We start from the raw sequence: 17,563 nt of genomic DNA on the forward strand, positions 1-17,563 counted from the left end.
AAAAATATACAACAAAACCTAAACTAAAAATTTTTTTTCAAAAATATCTATTTGATAATCAGCTTTTTATTTTTCAAAAAAAAGTAGATTAATGGAAAATTATTCTATGATTTCTCCTATACTATTTTCCTCATTGATGATATCCTTCAGTTGAGGTAAGTCCTTTACAGAGTTTATTCCAAAATGATTCATAAACGTATCGCTTGTTGCGTATAATAATGGTTTACCAATACTATCTGCTTTTCCAATTATTTTAATCAAATCTTTCTCTAATAATCGCTGGATGGAATAGTCACAGTTTACACCGCGGATCTGCTCTACCTCAAGTTTAGTGATGGGTTGTCTGTAGGCGATAATAGCTAGGGTCTCTAATCCTGATTGACTAAGTTTCTTTTTGTCACGATGTGCTTGAAGTTGGTTGATAACATCGTGATAAGATTCTTTTGTCAAAAAAAGATATTTATTATTGAATGTTTTTAAAGAGAAGACTTGGTCTTCATTTTCATATTTTAATTTTATTTGATCAAGCAACTTAAGTACTTCATCCTTATTAATGGTGATCATTAAGCCTTCTTGAAGGATATGCTTAATGTCATTTGCAGATAAGCCATCTTCAGATGCGAAGAGTAAAGCTTCAATATTTAGAAGAATATCTTTCACTTAGTAATTTATTACTTGTTCAACCATAGACTCTGGTAATTCTCTAAATTCGTATTTCTGTGTACGAAGTTGGGGTTCAAATCCTGCCTCCATTATAGCGTCTTGAATAGATTTTGAAGTAAAACGATGTGGTGCGCCTGCTGCTGAAACTACATTTTCTTCAATCATGATGGAACCAAAATCATTTGCGCCACTATGTAAGCACAATTGTGCTACAGATTTACCTACGGTAAGCCATGATGCTTGAATATTTTTGATATTTGGCAACATGATACGGCTTAATGCTATCATACGAATATATTCGTCCCCTGTTACATTATTTGATATACCACGTAGGCGTTTTAATAGTGTGCCATCATCTTGAAATGGCCAAGGAATAAAAGCAACAAATCCGTGATTTCCTTCTGGCTTTTCAGCTTGAACTTCTCTAATCCATACTAAATGTTCGAAACGCTCTTCGATTGTCTCAATGTGTCCAAACATCATTGTAGCCGAAGTAGGAAGATTGATTTTATGCGCCGCACGCATTACGTCCAACCATTCTTGACCTCCACATTTACCTTTTGATATTAATCGTCTTACACGATCATTCAAAATTTCAGCACCTGCACCAGGAAGAGAGTCTAATCCAGCTTCTTTGAGTTTTGTCAGTACCTCTAGATGAGATAATCCTTCTAATTTGGAAACGTGAGCTATCTCAGGTGGGCCTAACGAATGCAGTTTCAAAGAAGGGTACAGTTCTTTCAATTGACGAAATAAATTTGCATAAAACTCGAGGCCTAAATCTGGGTGATGACCACCTTGCAATAAGAGTTGATCTCCTCCATATTTGAAAGTTTCTTCTATCTTTTGTTTATAAGTTTCAATGTCTGTGATATAGCTGTCTTCGTGCCCAGGTCTTCGGAAGAAATTGCAAAATTTACAGTTGGCTATACATACATTTGTAGTGTTAACATTTCTGTCAATTTGCCAAGTAACTTTTCCGTGTGGAACTTGAATTCTTCGCAGTTCATTGGCTACGTATGCTAACTCCGTTGTAGAAGCATTTTGATATAAAAATATACCCTCTTCTTTGGTTAGAAACTCAAAGTTTAATGCTCTTTCTAATAAATTATCTACATTCATTACTAGCAAAGATACTGATGATTTTTATGAAGTAAAAGCAATAATGTTCTTATAATATTAACTTGTTTTTATCTGGTGAAAGCGTAATATATTACGTAAAACCAACCTAAGATGCCATGTAAAATTGACCAAAGTATAGATTGGTTTCGATCCCATGATGCTACAACGGTTATAGCTGCTCCAAGTCCAATCCTATTATTTTTAACAGTGTTAGTTACTTGGGTAACTGTTTCAGAATCTTTTGCAAAACATAAAGTTGTCAACGCTATTAAAAAAGATAGTACTGTTTTTTTATCTTTTAATGAGTTAGTACTAACAAAAAAGAGGTTTTCATTGAAAACCTCTTTAAATATAGTTAATATATTAATTTATATAGTTCTACCTGGGTAAACTTGTAATGCTTTATCTAAACAAATAATAGCTTTTTTCAAGTCTTCTTGGTTAAGTACATATGCTAATCTTACTTCGTTTTTTCCTGCTCCTGGCGTGCTGTAAAATCCTGTAGCAGGAGCCATCATGACTGTTTCATTTTCATGGGTAAATGATTCTAATATCCATTGGCAAAACTTGTCAGCATTATCAATTGGTAATTTAGCTACGACATAGAAAGCTCCACCTGGATTTGGACAAAATACACCTTCGATAGCATTTAAGCCATTAACAAGTGTGTCGCGTCTTGCTGTGTATTCCTTTGAAACTGCTTCAAAATATGAATCCGGTGTATCAACAGCAGCTTCTCCTGCAATTTGTCCCTCTAGTGAAGGGGATAATCTTGCTTGAGCAAATTTTAGAGCTGTAAGATATAATTCTTTGTTTTTTGTGATTAAACATCCAATACGCGCGCCACAAGCTGAATATCTTTTCGAAACTGTATCAAAAACTACAACATTATTTTCTAATCCTTCTAAGTGCATTGGGGAGATAAATTCTTTTCCGTCGTAACAGAACTCGCGGTATGCTTCATCTGAAAATAAGAACAAATCATATTTCAAACAAAGCTCTTTCAAAGCTTCCATTTCCTGACGAGAATACAAATATCCAGTAGGGTTGTTTGGATTACAAATAGCAATAGCTCTAGTTTTAGGCGTAATTACTTTTTCGAATTCAGCTATTGATGGTAATGCAAAACCATTGTCTATGTATGACATGATTGGCTTAACTATGATGTCAGAAGAACAAGCAAAACCATTGTAATTTGCATAAAATGGTTCTGGGATAATAACTTCTTCTCCAGGATTAAGACAAGCCTGCATAGCAATGGTAATGGCTTCTGAGCCACCATTAGTTACTAAAATATCAGTTGGTTGTATGTTATAGTTGATCTTATTATAATATTCTGCCAATTTGTTTCGGTAAGATGCAGTACCTTCTGATGGAGTATATGCCCAAACTTTGAAGTCAATGTTTTTGAGTGCATTTAGCATGACTTCAGGAGTTTCGATGTCTGGTTGACCAATATTCAGGTGGTATATTTTTTTTCCATCCTTCTTTGCTTGGTCAGCATATGGTGTTAATTTTCTAATTGGCGATGCGGGCATATCAACGCCTTTTTGCGAAATCTTTGGCATATTATTGATTTATTATTTCGGCTACAAATATAGTTGAAATAACAAGCCCTATCAAATGATTTTTGATAGGGCTTGTTATTTAGTTGTAATGCGTATTATTATTCTACATTACCTTTTATTGTAAGTGTTTTTACAGGTGTTTTTGTGTTAGACTTTACGATAAAAGACTTCGTAAAAGGACCTTTTGCTGCTGCGTTATAAGTAACTTTGATTTTGCCTGAATCGCCTGGTTTTACAGGAGTTTTAGAAAAGTCTGCTACTGAACAACCACACGAAGGCGCTACTTCTGAAATAATAATAGGAGCTTTTCCCGCATTTGTAAAAGTGAATTCATACGTTGCTGGTTTATTGAAAGCAATTGTGCCAAAATCATGCGATTCCGTTTCAAATTTAAATTCACCTACTTGCATCATAGAAGTCAGCGTGATGAATGCGATTACTGTAGTAGCTATACTTAATATTTTTTTCATATTTTCTCTCTAATCTTAACTGTCCGTTTTTGTTTAATAATCAAGTTTAATCAATTATTTTGCCAAATTTAAAATTTTGACGATTTAAAAATTGATAACCACAATAATTTTACATTAGACAGTTTCGAGTTTTTATTTAAATAATACCTTCTTTTAGTAAATCTTGAATGTGTATTATACCTGCATAATCACCATTTGAAGTGACTACAAGTTGTGATATATTGTTGTCTTTCATTTGATGAAATGCGTTTATCGCAAGTTCACTATCTTCTATTTGTCTTGGATTAGAACTCATGATATCATTCGCTGTCAGTTTGGATGTATCGGTGTGGTTTTCTAACATTCTGCGTATGTCACCATCTGTAATTATTCCAATTATTTGATTGTTATCAGTCACTACGGTTGCGCCTAACCTGAATTTGGTAATCGTTATTATAGTTGTTCGGATGCTATCTGACGATAATACAGTAGGTTTACCGTGATTTGTAGAAAGATCACTAACTTTTAAATACAACTGTTTGCCTAAAGCTCCTCCAGGATGATATTTGGCAAAGTCTCTATCTGTAAATTGTCTTAATGTCTGTAAGCAAACTGCTAAAGCATCACCCATTGCTAATTGTGCAGTCGTACTGGTGGTTGGGGCTAAATTATTAGGACACGCCTCACGTTCAACAGTGGTGTCTAATACATAATCTGCCTGTTGAGCTAAAAACGAATTAAGGTTTCCCACGATACCTACTAAATTGTTTTTGGCTTGTTTCAAAAAGGGGATAAGAACTTTGATTTCTGGCGTGTTCCCGCTTTTTGAGATAACAATCACTAAATCATCTTCTTGTATGATGCCTAAGTCACCGTGGATTGCATCGGCGGCATGCATGAAAATAGAAGGTGTGCCTGTCGAATTGAGTGTTGCTACAATTTTCTGTGCAATAATCGCACTTTTTCCAATACCTGATACAATTACACGTCCTTTTAAATTCAATATAATATTGACAACTTCAGCGAAGTCATCTGTAATTTTTTTCGTCAAGGCTTCTAGTGCTTTAGCTTCTAAATGCAGTACCTTAATAGCCTCTTTTTTTATTTCTGAATTGCTTTTCACGGAAAATCTCCTTATTTTTATTCTATAATTGACAAAAATAAAGTATTTAATTTTTAGATGGGTCAATAGTCTACTTATATTTTTGTAATGGCGCTGATGGAAATAGAAAAATCATTGTACGATAATCTTCAGGAATTCTTTGGTTTTGATGCATTTAAGGGGGATCAAGAAGCGATAATCACTAACATACTTAATAAGAAAGATACTTTTGTAATAATGCCAACAGGAGGCGGTAAATCGATTTGTTATCAATTACCGGCAATGATGAGTGCAGGAACAGCAATAGTAATTTCACCATTGATTGCTTTGATGAAAAATCAAGTTGATCAATTACGGGCATTTGGAGGAAGAGATAGTATTGCTCACTTTTTGAATTCATCTTTGACAAAAGGAGAAATCACTCGAGTGAAAGCAGATGTTTCTTCAGGACAAACTAAACTTTTGTATGTAGCTCCAGAGTCGCTTACTAAAGAGGAAAATATTTTATTCTTGCAGTCTATCCAAGTTTCATTTGTTGCTGTAGATGAGGCTCACTGTATTTCGGAGTGGGGGCACGATTTTAGGCCTGAATATCGAAAAATTAGAACCATTCTTAACGAAATAGGTGACAATATTCCCATTATTGCTTTGACTGCTACTGCAACTCCTAAAGTGCAGTCTGATATTCGCAAAAATTTGCAAATGACGGATGCTACGTTATTCAAATCATCGTTTAATCGTTCGAATTTGTACTATGAAGTGCGACCAAAAAAGAATATAGTAAAAGAAATTGTCAAGTTTATCCGTAATAATGCGGGTAAAACGGGTATTATTTATTGTTTAAGTCGTAAAAAAGTAGAAGAGATAGCTGAGGTTCTTAATATCAATGGAATTAAGGCTTTACCTTATCACGCAGGGTTGGATGCTAAGACTCGAGCAGATACACAAGATAAATTCTTGATGGAGGATGTTCAGGTGATTGTGGCAACTATCGCTTTCGGTATGGGGATTGATAAGCCGGATGTGCGTTATGTCATTCACCACGATATCCCAAAATCAATGGAGGGCTATTACCAAGAAACAGGTCGTGCTGGGCGAGATGGTGGCGAAGGGTATTGTCTATCTTTTTATTCTAAAAAAGATGTTGATAAGCTTATCAAATTTATGAAAGATAAACCTGTTTCAGAACGTGAAATAGGTACACAGATATTAAAGGAGGTAATTGATTATTCAGAGTCTTCCGTGTGTCGGCGTAAGCAGATTCTTCATTATTTCGGAGAGAAGTTTGATGAGACAGGGTGCAATAGTATGTGTGATAATTGTCGAACGACAAAGACTTATTTTGATGCTGAAGGAGATTTGATTAAAGTCTTGAACTTTATAAAGGAAGAAGGGGATAGATTTGACGATCAACATATAATTAATGTTTTCATTGGTCAAAATAATCAACCCGTATCCGCTTATAAACATGATGACCATGTATTATTTGGCTATGGTAAGGACAAAGGTGTCAATTATTGGAATTCTTTAATACGCCAAGGTGAGTTGGCTGATTTTGTAAAGAAAGATATTGATCACTACGGATTATTGGTTTTAACGGATGAAGGTAGGAAATACTTAAGTAATCCATACAACTTGAAGTTTATCTTAAATAAAGAGATGGAAGCTGCTGATGATGAGGATGGCGAAGATTCAGCACAAACCTCAGGCGCTTTAGATACAGAGTTGTTGAAGATGCTAAAGGATTTGCGTAAAAAAATTGCGAAGCAAAAGGCATTGCCTCCATTTGTAATCTTTCAGGATCCATCTTTGGATGAGATGTGTACACACTATCCCGTTAGCACAGAGGAATTGAAACAAATACATGGGGTTGGGGCTGGTAAAGCATTAAAATTTGGAGGTCCTTTCGTCGAATTGATCAAAAAATATGTCGAGGACAACGGTATTGAACGCGCGCAAGATCTTGTTGTAAAAAGTACAGCAAATAAATCTGCACTTAAAGTCAGTATTATTCAAAATATAGATCGTAAAATTGGATTGGAGGATATCGCGGGCTCAAAAGGTATTAGTTATGAAAATCTGTTGAAAGAGGTTGAATCTATTGTCTACTCAGGTACGAAGCTTAATATTGGCTATTTTGTAGACGAGATGATTGATCAAGACAGACAAGACGAAGTCTTTGATTACTTTAGAGCAGCTGAAGAAGATTCGATCAAAACGGCATTAAACGAACTTGGGGAGGAAGATTACTCTTACGAGGATATTCAATTAATGCGTATTAAATTTATCTCAGAATTAGGAAATTAAAATAACAATGATAAATAATTTTTTACCTGGTATCAAGAATGGTTCATCAAACCAATTCTTTCTGATGGCAGGACCATGTGCTATTGAAGGTGAGGAGATAGCGTTGCGTATAGCAGAAAAAATCGTAACAATCACGGATAAATTAAACATTCCTTATATTTTCAAAGGCTCTTACCGTAAAGCAAATCGTTCGCGTGTAGACTCGTTTACAGGTATCGGTGATGAGAAGGCTCTTAAGATATTAGAGAAAGTTGGGAGAGAGTTTGGTGTACCAACAGTTACGGATATTCACGAGAGTCATGAGGCTGCTTTAGCAGCTGCATATGTAGATGTATTACAAATTCCAGCATTTTTATGTAGACAAACCGAACTTTTGGTTGCTGCTGCGAACACTGGTAAAGTTGTAAACATTAAGAAAGGACAATTTTTGTCAGCTGAATCGATGAAGTTTGCTGTTGATAAGGTAAAAGATTCAGGAAATGCTAAAGTTTTTTTAACAGATAGAGGTAATACGTTTGGCTATCAAGACCTAATCGTAGATTTTAGAGGTCTACCGGTAATGCGTTCTTTTGATGTGCCTACGGTGATGGATTGTACGCACTCGCTACAACAGCCAAATCAAACGACAGGTGTAACTGGAGGTAAGCCTGAGCTTATCGAGACTATCGCTAAAGCTGCTATTGCAGTGGGAGCAGATGGTTTGTTTATCGAAACGCACCCAGATCCTGCGAATGCCAAATCAGATGGGGCGAATATGTTGCATTTAGATTTATTGGAAGATTTATTAACAAAATTGACGCGTGTGCGTCAGGCTATATTATAAAAAGTCATAAAAAAAGAGTTGTAACAAATTATTACAACTCTTTTTTTATGTTAATTTTCTCTATTATCATTTGTGAATTTGTATGATTTTATCCAAAAGTTAGAATCTGTTGCAATTGAATCTTTTGTTTTTTTGAAAAAACTTACTTCGTGTTTTGCTAAAAAAATACGTTACTTAGACATAATTTAAAATTATTAACACCTTTTCAATGGAAAATATTATATCAACTATCTCCAGTTATGTCTGGAGTGAGTTTTTTATTTACTTCTGCTTAATCGTAGGACTTTATTTCTCAATTAGAACCGGATTTCTGCAAGTTAGGTATGTAAAGGATATGGTTCGCTTGTTGTTTAGTAAGAAGCAATCAGAAGAAGGTATTTCATCGTTTCAGGCTTTTGCATTAGCGATATCAGGTCGCGTAGGGACAGGAAATATTGTGGGGGTGGCTACGGCTATTTACATGGGGGGACCAGGAGCTGTATTTTGGATGTGGGCGATCGCATTTTTAGGTTCCGCATCCGCATTTATTGAATCTGCATTGGCACAGGTCTACAAACAACGTGAAGGAAGCGATTTTCGCGGTGGACCAGCGTATTATATAGAAAAGGGATTAGGTGTAAAATGGTATGCTTTATTATTCGCTATAATCACAATTTTAAGTACGGGATTTCTATTGCCAGGAGTACAGAGTAATGCAATTAATGGTACAATTGCCAATGCATTTAATTATTCAAATGAAGTACTACAAATTGCTGGAATAGAGATGACTATTAGTTGGGTAGGGATAGGTATAGTTGCTTTATTGTCTATCATTATAATTGGCGGTGTAAAACGTCTAGGTCAAGCGTCAGAATATATAGTTCCTTTTATGGCTGGTGCTTACATTTTGATGGCTGTTGTGATTATTGGTTTGAATTTCACTAAAATTCCAGAAGTATTCGCACTTATATTTTCTTCTGCTTTCAGTTTTGATGCGACTTTTGGTGGAGTAGTGGGAATGGCTATAGCTTGGGGAGTAAAACGTGGTATTTATTCCAATGAAGCTGGACAAGGTACTGGAGCACATGCTGCTGCAGCAGCACATGTGAAGCATCCTGCACAACAAGGACTTGTTCAAGCCTTTTCTGTTTATGTGGATACATTATTTGTATGTACAGCGACTGCATTGATGATTTTATTTACCAATCAATTTAATGTTGTTGGTTCTTTCGATGAGAAAGGGCAAGCAGTTTCATTTTTAGCTAATAATCTTCCTAATGTTGGTGCTGATGGTTTTACACAAGCTGCTGTTTCTTCACATTTTCCAGCGATAGGTAATCAATTTGTCGCTATAGCTTTGTTCTTTTTTGCTTTTACAACGATTATGGCCTACTATTATTATGCAGAGACGAATATTGCCTATGTTTTTAAAGGAAAGAATATAAAACCTATAATTTGGATATTACGAATTGTATTTTTGTTCTCTGTATATTTTGGAACTATTAAAACTGCAGAATTGGCTTGGGATTTGGGAGATATTGGTGTAGGCTTGATGGCTTGGGTGAATTTAATTGCGATTTTGCTATTGAGTAAAACAGGTATGAAAGTATGGAAGGATTACGAGACACAGCGTAAGCAAGGTATTGAGGATCCTACTTTCGATCCAAAAAAATTAGGTATCAAAAATGCAGATTTTTGGGAAGAAAATAAATAAAGGAAATTCGGTTAAGTTATTGGTTTAATAGCTCTCATGCCATGCAGGCAATTACTTTTTAAATCAAAAAGTAATCAAAAACTCGTCACTTTGCTGAGTTGCGATAAAGCTTCGGCATTCCTGCAATTGGCAACTCGCTACTGCTATGCAGGAATCAGGGAAAGAGTTGGGGGATGAAGGGCTGATTCAACATTGGCGACATTTGCAGTGAAACAAAGGGAATTACAACAATTTCAATTTTCTTATTTAGAATAGAGATTAGGTAAGTTAAATTAAAGAATAAAATAGTAAGTATGAGTCAGGAAAATAGAAAAGGTAATTTTTGGGCTTTATTGCCATTAATCGTTTTTATTATTATTTATTTTTGTGGCTCTCTTTATTTGGGTGATTTCTATGCGCTACCCGTATTAGTAGTTTTTGTGATCTCACTTTTTGTTGCTTTTTTTCAATATCCAAAACATAGTTTTGAAGAGAAGTTGAAGAGCTTTGCCAAAGGTTCTGGCGATGAGAATATTCTCATCATGATATTGATATTTTTACTAGCTGGTGCCTTTAGTGAGCTGTCAAAATCAATAGGCGCGTTATCATCTACTGTTAATTTTGCAATGACCTATGTTTCTCCTCAATTTATTGTTGCAGGAGTTTTCTTGATCGCTTGTTTCATTTCAGTCTCTCTAGGGACTTCTGTAGGTACTATTGTCGCTTTAGCACCGTTAGCTGTTGGATTCGAGACTTACATTCCAGGTATTACAGCTATTGCTTTAGCAGCGGTAGTCGGAGGAGCAATGTTTGGGGATAATCTTTCCTTTATTTCGGATACGACCATAGCTGCTACACGTACCCAAAATGTTGGTATGCGTGATAAATTTAAAGTCAACTTCAAGATTGTCTTTCCTGTAGCTGTACTTGTGTTTATTATTTATTGCTTTCAAGGAGCATCCTTTGTGGAGGATGTAAAGGATTTGGCTGTTCAAGAATATCAAATCATAAAAGTTGTTCCTTATATTTTGGTTTTTGTATTAGCACTTGTGGGTGTACAGGTGATTTGGACATTAGGAATAGGTATTGTCGCGACACTTTTAATAGGACTATTTACGAATTCAATTACTTTGTTAGATTCTATCAAAAGTGTAAATGCAGGTTTTGCTGGGATGTTTGAATTGAGTTTGTTGTGTTTGATTATTGGTGGTGTTGTAGGAATCATTCGTTACAACGGCGGTATATATTTTTTACTTAATTCTGTTTTGAAAAGGATCAAAACGAAAAGAGGGGCAGAATTTGGTATAGCATCTTTGACGGCATTAGTGAACTTTGCGCTGGCTAATAATACCATTACAATTGTAATTGTAGGACCGTTGGCTAAAGAAATATCTGATAAGTTTGATTTAGCACCTAAACGTGTAGCAAGTATATTGGATACCATATCTTGCTTTATTCAAGGTATTATTCCTTACGGCGCACAAATATTGGCTGCATTAGCTGCGTCTTCTATTGTTTTGGCGGGTACCAATCAGCCTACAGTTTCACCTCTTGAGTTGATTTCTTATTTATATTATCCATTTTTAACGGGAATAGCGACATTGGGTTTTATTTTGTTTAGTAAAACAAAATAAGGACAAAGGATATTTTGGTGAAGGATTATGTTATAAAATGCAGGATAAAATATGCCATAACAATGGAGTATTGTAGGATGATGAGAAATATGTTGTTTTTATACTTCTGTTTTCTATTTTTTTCATGTCATACTACTTTGAAATACCAATCAGAAGATATGATTCATAAAAAACATCCAGAAAGAATTATAAAATTTTCAGGTTTCGAGTGGGTTATTCGTGATTCTTATCCTTCCAGAGAAGGGCCTGGCAATAATTTGTTTTCAAGTTCAAAAAAAAATGTTTGGATTGATACTGAGGGGAGATTACATTTGAAAATCACCCATGATAGAGGTAAATGGTATTGCTCTGGTATTCGATTAAAAAAGCCTCTAGGGTATGGTACTTATACTTTTTATGTAGATTCAGATGTTTCAAAAATAGATGTGAATGTCGTTGCTGGAATGTTTACATACTTAAATGACCGAGAAGAGATCGATATAGAGTTCTCAAAATGGTCAGATGAAAGTTCTTATAACGCTCAGTATGTGGTCCAACCGGCTGATGTTGTGGGGAATAAGCATCAGTTTGATGTAGCGTCAGGTGTTAAACCTTCAATACATTCTTTTGAGTGGCGAGAGAATTTTATTTTTTTCGAAAGTCTTGGGGTAAAGGATGGCGATGATACAGTCCTTAGTAAATGGAAGTATACAGGTGATTATATACCGAAGGTAAATAATGAAAAACTCGAAATAAATCTATGGTTATATAAAGGCCTGCCTCCTTCGGATCTGAAAGAAGTTGAAATTATACTAAATAGTGTTTCTTTTTCGCCTTAATGTTTAAAGTATATTTTATTATAAAATATATTTTGTCTCAGCATGAAGGTGTTTTTCGAAACTGAAATATTTTATAATTTGAATTTATTATGTTGTTTATTGGTTTCAAATTCACTTTTTCGAGCTATTGAAATTTTTATCATATTCATTTCTCTATATATTCTAAAAAATACCGTCTTTTTTCTATTTTTACGGTAAAGAGCTGTCTTTATCATCTACATATGAAATTTATTATTTTCACTTTCTTAATAAGTGTGTCTTTTTGTGCGAATTGTTTTTCGCAACAAAACACATATTCTTCTGATGAACTTTTTTCTCAAGCTCGTGGATTAGCTTTCGACCAGAAAGATTATCAAAAAGCGATTTTATTAACTAAAATGGCTTTATCCCAATCTCCTGATTATACAGATTTGAGTGTTTTTTTGGGACGTTTGTATACTTGGACAGATAAAATAGATTCTGCACAATTTGTATTTGAAAATCTACAAAAGAAGGGTATTGCAGATGAAGATTACTTTATAGCATATGGATCATTACTATATTGGAATGATATAACTGCAAAAGCTAATGAAATAGTTGGGGAGGGGCTTGTACATCATCCACAATCAGAGGGTTTATTGATTTTAAAGGCGAAAATAGAATACGTTAAAAAGGACTACCTATCTGCAAATAAGACCTTAGTAACGTTGATAAATCTGAATCCTGGACATACTGAAGGACGGGTGTTGTCAAATAAAATAAAAGATTATGTTGCAAAAAATGCCATAGGATTGAGCTACTCATTTACACATTTTGATAAACAATTTGCTGATAATTGGCACATAGCGAGCTTGAGTTATAAAAGGATGACAAGTTTAGGTTCCCTTATATTTCGGACTAATTTCGCTAATAAATTTGCTTCTAACGGATTGCAATTCGAGATGGAAGCCTACCCGCGTATAAATGACATCTTTTATTTATATGTAGGCGCAGGTTATTCAGAGGATGTCGGTATATTTCCTAAATACCGTACAGGAGCATCACTATATGCCAATTTACCACAAAGCTTCGAAGGAGAAGTTGGATTTCGTCAATTGTATTTTTCTAGTAATATTTGGATGTACACTGCCTCTATAGGTAAATATTATAAAAACTTCTGGTTTAACCTACGAACTTATCTTACCCCTAACCAAGAAGCTGTCTCACATTCTTATACAGGGACACTTCGTTATTATACCAAGGGGGCTAATGACTATATCGGATTTCAATTAGGGACAGGTATTAGTCCCGAAGAAAACAGAAACAATCTTTTAGTATTGGATGAATACAAATTAAAAACATTTAAAGTAGGTGGCGATTATAATTTTAGTATTGGTCGTACTAATTTATTTGGTATATCAATGACTTATTTCAATCAGGAATACCGTCTTGATGAAAAGGGAAATCAGTTTGATATAAGTTTGAGTTATAGTAAGATTTTCTAAATGTTATAATTGGTATGGCAAGTAATTTTAATTCAAAACCTTATCCTTTGCAAAGCAATGAAAGAGATCGTTTGCAACGTTTGCGAAAATACGATCTAATGGGTCTTGGAAAAGACTCAGACTTTGAAATTTTCGCATTATCGGCTACTAGTATCACAAATTGTGCTGCGGCTCTAGTGGCGGTGATGGAAGAGGATATACAGCGTATTCAAAGTTGTATAGGATTGGATATGGATAGTGTAGCACGTAAAGATACAGTATGTCAGTATACCATGATGAGTCGGGAGGCTTTAGTTATTGAAGATACTACTTTGGATGAAAGAACTTCCTCTAATGCATTAATAAAAGCTGGTGGTATTCGATTTTATGCAGGTGTACCTATTATAGATGATGATGGCTATGTATTAGGTACAATATGTGTTATTGACTATACACCAAAGCAACTAACTGCAGACCAAGTAAAATCTCTTCATTCATTGGCCACCGCGGTAAAGCAAACTTATCTTCATAAAAAGAAAAATGCGGAATCGAATTACTTTACTAATGTCTTTAAGTTGACACAAAACATTATTTGTGTAATGGATAGTGATCTTAATATTAAGGAGCTAAATTCTTCATTTTCCAATTTACTTAATGTAGAAGAGTCTGAAGTAATTAATAGATATTTTCCTGAGATAATAGGCGGCTATGTAGATAAATTGCAAGATTCGTTAATGAACTCTAAATTGAATGGCAAGAGTTCATTATTGACTCACACTCCTCTTTCTTGGGGGGGAGAAGTAATTATTCAATGGCATTTTATATATGAGGAAAAGTATAATGAATATTTTGCTTTTGGACAAGATATCACGCAAGAATCAGAGGAGCGTACCAAGTTAGAAATCTCAGAGCGTAAGTTTCGCAATTTTTTCGAAAATTCAATTGGTTTGATGAGTATGCACGATTTAGAGGGCAATATTATTAAAGTCAATGAAAAGGGACGCGAAATGTTAGGGTACAGTATAGATGAATTAAGTCATCTTAATTTACGGGACTTAGTTCCTTCTGATAATATTAATCTAATCCAAAAATACTTAGACAATGTAGAAAGTGAAGCGGAAATGTCCGGGATGATGACTTTGCTGACAAAATCTGGTGAAGAGATGTATTTTCTGTATCATAATGTTTTGGAGCACGATGTCAATGCTAAACCTTATGTTGTAAGTACAGCACTTAATATGACAGAGCGAAGGAAGTTAGAAATGGACTTGCTACATACTAAGCAGATTTTAGAGCAAACGAATACGGTAGCACAAGTCGGTGGATGGGAAGTCAATTTGAGTAATGGTACAGTGTTCTTGTCTCCACATGCTAAAGAAATTTTAGAAGAAGAACATTTGGATAACCTTAAATTAGATAGTGTTTTATCCTTTTTTGACTCGGTATCCGCTAAAACTCTTAGTGAAGCGTATAGTAGAGCGATTTCCGAAGGTGAGGCGTTTGATTTAGAACTAAAAATCCGTCGTCCAAATGAAGATGTTTTATGGGTAAGGGTCAAGGGAATTCCAGAAACCATAGATGACTCTTGTATACGAATATTTGGTATTATACAGGATATACACCGAAGTAAAACGTTATATCTAGAAATAGAGAAGAAGGAAGCCATGCTAGAGGCTTTTGTACGATATGTACCCGCGTCTGTCTCTATGTTTGATCAGAATTTTGATTATATATCTGTTAGTGAACAATGGATAGAAGAATTTGGGATTACACAAGATCAACTCAAGTTTAAAAGTTTGTTTAAATTATTCCCTAATATTCCCGCACATAGGGTAGAAATATACAAAAACGCTCTCAAAGGTATTCCTTATAAAAATACCAACGAAAAAATGCAATTCAATAATCATAGTGAAATGCAGCATTTCAATTGGCAGGTACGCCCTTGGCATATTTCGGATGGATCAATTGGGGGGATCATCATATTTGCGCAGAATATTACAGAAGAAGTAAAAATAAATGAAGAGCTACAAACGGCTAAAAAACAAGCAGATTCTGCTAATCAAGCGAAGTCTGAATTTTTGGCTAATATGAGTCATGAAATCCGAACGCCACTTAATGGAGTAATAGGGTTTTCCGATTTATTGTTGCGTACTCCACTGGATGAATTGCAACAACAATACTTAAAATACATTAACGAGTCAGGTAATAGCTTACTTAATATCATTAATGATATTCTTGATTTTTCTAAAATTGAATCTGGAAAATTAGAACTATTTATTGATCAATGTAACTTATATGAAATCACTAGTCAAGTGGTTAATGTAGTGTTATTTCAAGCACAGCGTAAGAAATTAGAATTACTGCTCAATATAGACCAGGGATTGCCACTATATATTTGGGTAGATGATTCTAGACTTAAACAGGTACTAATCAATCTTGTTGGAAATGCTGTCAAATTTACGGAGGAAGGAGAAATAGAGTTAAAAGTAGAATTAATAGAAAAGTCTGATGATAATATTAAATTACGTTTCTCTGTTCGGGATACAGGAATTGGTATAGCTCCTGAACGTCAGGATCGCATTTTTAAAGCTTTTACCCAAGAAGACAGTTCAGTCAGTAAGCGATATGGAGGAACAGGTTTAGGGTTAACCATATCCAATAACCTTCTAAAATATATGGATAGTGAATTGCAACTTAAAAGTGAGCTAGGAAGAGGAACTACTTTCTATTTTGATTTAGAGGCCAAATATGAAGATGCCGTTCGTGATGAAACAGACTTTGTAACTATAAAAAAAGCTTTAATAGTTGACGATAATACAAACAACTTGATGATATTGGAGCACATGCTTCAATTTAAAGATATTGATGTCATAAGTGTGAAAAATGGGATGGAGGCTTTGCAGTTGCTCTTAGATGGTGAAGAGTATGATCTTATTGTCGTCGATTATCATATGCCTGTACTGTCAGGTATTGAGACTATTGCAAAGATGAAGTCTATTTTGCAAGATAAAAATATGCAAATTCCTCTTATCATCTTGCATACTTCTTCAGAAGAACAAGATGTATTAGCGCACTTAAGGCAAGACAATTCTGTCGTTAGTTTAATGAAACCTATTAAATCGGACGAGTTATATTCCGCTATAAATAAGTCAATTAGAAAAACAGATATTCAAGATTTAAGCGAAGATATACCAAATGATAATTTAGCCGAATTTTATACAAATTTATCTGTATTAGTGGCAGATGATAATCCTGTCAACATGGTTCTCAATCAGCGAATTTTAGCTGATTTGTTGCCACAAGCACAAATAGTAGAAGTTATTGACGGGGATCAAGCTGTAGATATGAGCCGAACATATAAGTTTGATTTGATCATCATGGATGTACAGATGCCTAATATGGACGGACTAGAAGCTACTCGGCAGATTAGACAATTGGATGGTTATGAAAACATACCCATTATAGGAATTACAGCAAGTAATACATTGATGGAAAAGGAAAGGTGTAGGAATGCAGGTATGTCGTATTTCTTAGCAAAACCAATTCGTATGAAGGATTTACAGGTTGCATTAAATAGTTTCCTGACTGAAAAATCAGAAAAGCTTAAGGAAAATGAGCTAAATAATAATGTTGACTTGGATACGTCTGTTTTGACTTCACATTATGGAGACGATGAAGATTTTAAAGTCTATTTTTTAAATCTCATTTTACAGCAGCTTAATGATGTACAAGATAATCTTGAAAGATATAAATGCAGTTTGGATAAATATTTACTGCAATCCATTTTACATAAGTTAAAGGGGACATCATCCACTGTTGGTCTCAATCGTTTAGCTTCATTAGTAACTGTTATGGAGGAAGAAGTGATTGAAGGTATTGATAAGGAGACGGATTTGAAGGTTCTAAATCAGGAAATTGAAAATTCTAAATTTTTAATTATTAATAAATTAAGTGAAAAGTAAT

The 17,563-nt window shown here is 34.6% G+C and carries 12 protein-coding genes; 7 read left to right on the forward strand and 5 right to left on the reverse strand.

The window, feature by feature from the left end; genetic code table 11:
* Positions 1-99 precede the first annotated feature (99 nt).
* The 5 genes from scpB to IPZ78_RS11575 form a co-directional block, all read right to left on the reverse strand.
* Entirely contained in the window at positions 100-660 is a 561-nt protein-coding gene (gene scpB, locus IPZ78_RS11555) for an SMC-Scp complex subunit ScpB (RefSeq protein WP_225553857.1), read from the reverse strand.
* Positions 661-1,785 (reverse strand): cyclic dehypoxanthinyl futalosine synthase, encoded by a 1,125-nt coding sequence (mqnC, locus tag IPZ78_RS11560; protein WP_225553858.1) that lies wholly within the window; start codon positions 1,783-1,785, stop codon positions 661-663.
* A 368-nt stretch (positions 1,786-2,153) separates the two neighbouring features.
* Entirely contained in the window at positions 2,154-3,353 is a 1,200-nt protein-coding gene (locus tag IPZ78_RS11565; RefSeq protein WP_225553860.1) for a pyridoxal phosphate-dependent aminotransferase, read from the reverse strand.
* A gap of 98 nt (positions 3,354-3,451) precedes the next feature.
* Positions 3,452-3,823, reverse strand: a complete 372-nt coding sequence (locus IPZ78_RS11570) for a DUF1573 domain-containing protein (protein WP_225553862.1) — start codon at positions 3,821-3,823, stop codon at positions 3,452-3,454.
* A gap of 136 nt (positions 3,824-3,959) precedes the next feature.
* Positions 3,960-4,925: a KpsF/GutQ family sugar-phosphate isomerase gene (locus tag IPZ78_RS11575; protein ID WP_225553864.1), complete on the reverse strand. Its 966-nt coding sequence runs from the start codon at positions 4,923-4,925 to the stop codon at positions 3,960-3,962.
* A 96-nt stretch (positions 4,926-5,021) separates the two neighbouring features.
* On the opposite strand from IPZ78_RS11575, the gene recQ reads away from it, so the two are divergent.
* The 7 genes from recQ (at position 5,022) to IPZ78_RS11610 (ending at position 17,562) form a co-directional block, all read left to right on the forward strand.
* Positions 5,022-7,211, forward strand: coding sequence for a DNA helicase RecQ (gene recQ / locus IPZ78_RS11580; protein WP_225553865.1), 2,190 nt, complete (start codon positions 5,022-5,024; stop codon positions 7,209-7,211).
* Between the two features lie 7 nt (positions 7,212-7,218).
* Positions 7,219-8,034 carry a 3-deoxy-8-phosphooctulonate synthase gene (gene kdsA / locus IPZ78_RS11585; protein WP_225553867.1) on the forward strand — a complete coding sequence of 272 codons (816 nt, stop codon included), beginning with the start codon at positions 7,219-7,221 and terminating at the stop codon, positions 8,032-8,034.
* 208 nt (positions 8,035-8,242) lie between these two features.
* On the forward strand, positions 8,243-9,727 hold the full coding sequence (locus IPZ78_RS11590) for an alanine/glycine:cation symporter family protein (RefSeq protein ID WP_225553870.1): 1,485 nt from the start codon (positions 8,243-8,245) through the stop codon (positions 9,725-9,727).
* A 293-nt stretch (positions 9,728-10,020) separates the two neighbouring features.
* On the forward strand, positions 10,021-11,340 hold the full coding sequence (locus IPZ78_RS11595; RefSeq protein ID WP_225553873.1) for a Na+/H+ antiporter NhaC family protein: 1,320 nt from the start codon (positions 10,021-10,023) through the stop codon (positions 11,338-11,340).
* Between the two features lie 158 nt (positions 11,341-11,498).
* The gene (locus tag IPZ78_RS11600) at positions 11,499-12,158 is read left to right on the forward strand and encodes a glycoside hydrolase family 16 protein (RefSeq protein ID WP_225553875.1); all 660 of its coding nucleotides are present in this window, start codon (positions 11,499-11,501) and stop codon (positions 12,156-12,158) included.
* A gap of 221 nt (positions 12,159-12,379) precedes the next feature.
* A complete protein-coding gene (locus tag IPZ78_RS11605; protein WP_225553877.1) occupies positions 12,380-13,621 on the forward strand; it encodes a YaiO family outer membrane beta-barrel protein in 1,242 nt (413 codons plus the stop codon).
* A gap of 14 nt (positions 13,622-13,635) precedes the next feature.
* Positions 13,636-17,562: a response regulator gene (locus IPZ78_RS11610; RefSeq protein WP_225553879.1), complete on the forward strand. Its 3,927-nt coding sequence runs from the start codon at positions 13,636-13,638 to the stop codon at positions 17,560-17,562.
* Position 17,563 lies beyond the last annotated feature (1 nt).

Source organism: Sphingobacterium bovistauri, assembly GCF_020295405.1.
Taxonomy (GTDB): Bacteria; Bacteroidota; Bacteroidia; order Sphingobacteriales; family Sphingobacteriaceae; genus Sphingobacterium; species Sphingobacterium bovistauri.

Excerpts from the sequence above, each read along its gene's own strand:
- mqnC (WP_225553858.1), bottom strand. The coding sequence starts at position 1,785 with ATGAATGTAGATAATTTATTAGAAAGAGCATTAAACTTTGAGTTTCTA.
- IPZ78_RS11565 (WP_225553860.1), bottom strand. The coding sequence starts at position 3,353 with ATGCCAAAGATTTCGCAAAAAGGCGTTGATATGCCCGCATCGCCAATT.
- IPZ78_RS11570 (WP_225553862.1), bottom strand. The coding sequence starts at position 3,823 with ATGAAAAAAATATTAAGTATAGCTACTACAGTAATCGCATTCATCACG.
- recQ (WP_225553865.1), top strand. The coding sequence starts at position 5,022 with ATGGAAATAGAAAAATCATTGTACGATAATCTTCAGGAATTCTTTGGT.
- kdsA (WP_225553867.1), top strand. The coding sequence starts at position 7,219 with ATGATAAATAATTTTTTACCTGGTATCAAGAATGGTTCATCAAACCAA.
- IPZ78_RS11590 (WP_225553870.1), top strand. The coding sequence starts at position 8,243 with ATGGAAAATATTATATCAACTATCTCCAGTTATGTCTGGAGTGAGTTT.
- IPZ78_RS11595 (WP_225553873.1), top strand. The coding sequence starts at position 10,021 with ATGAGTCAGGAAAATAGAAAAGGTAATTTTTGGGCTTTATTGCCATTA.
- IPZ78_RS11600 (WP_225553875.1), top strand. The coding sequence starts at position 11,499 with ATGATTCATAAAAAACATCCAGAAAGAATTATAAAATTTTCAGGTTTC.
- IPZ78_RS11605 (WP_225553877.1), top strand. The coding sequence starts at position 12,380 with ATGAAATTTATTATTTTCACTTTCTTAATAAGTGTGTCTTTTTGTGCG.
- IPZ78_RS11610 (WP_225553879.1), top strand. The coding sequence starts at position 13,636 with ATGGCAAGTAATTTTAATTCAAAACCTTATCCTTTGCAAAGCAATGAA.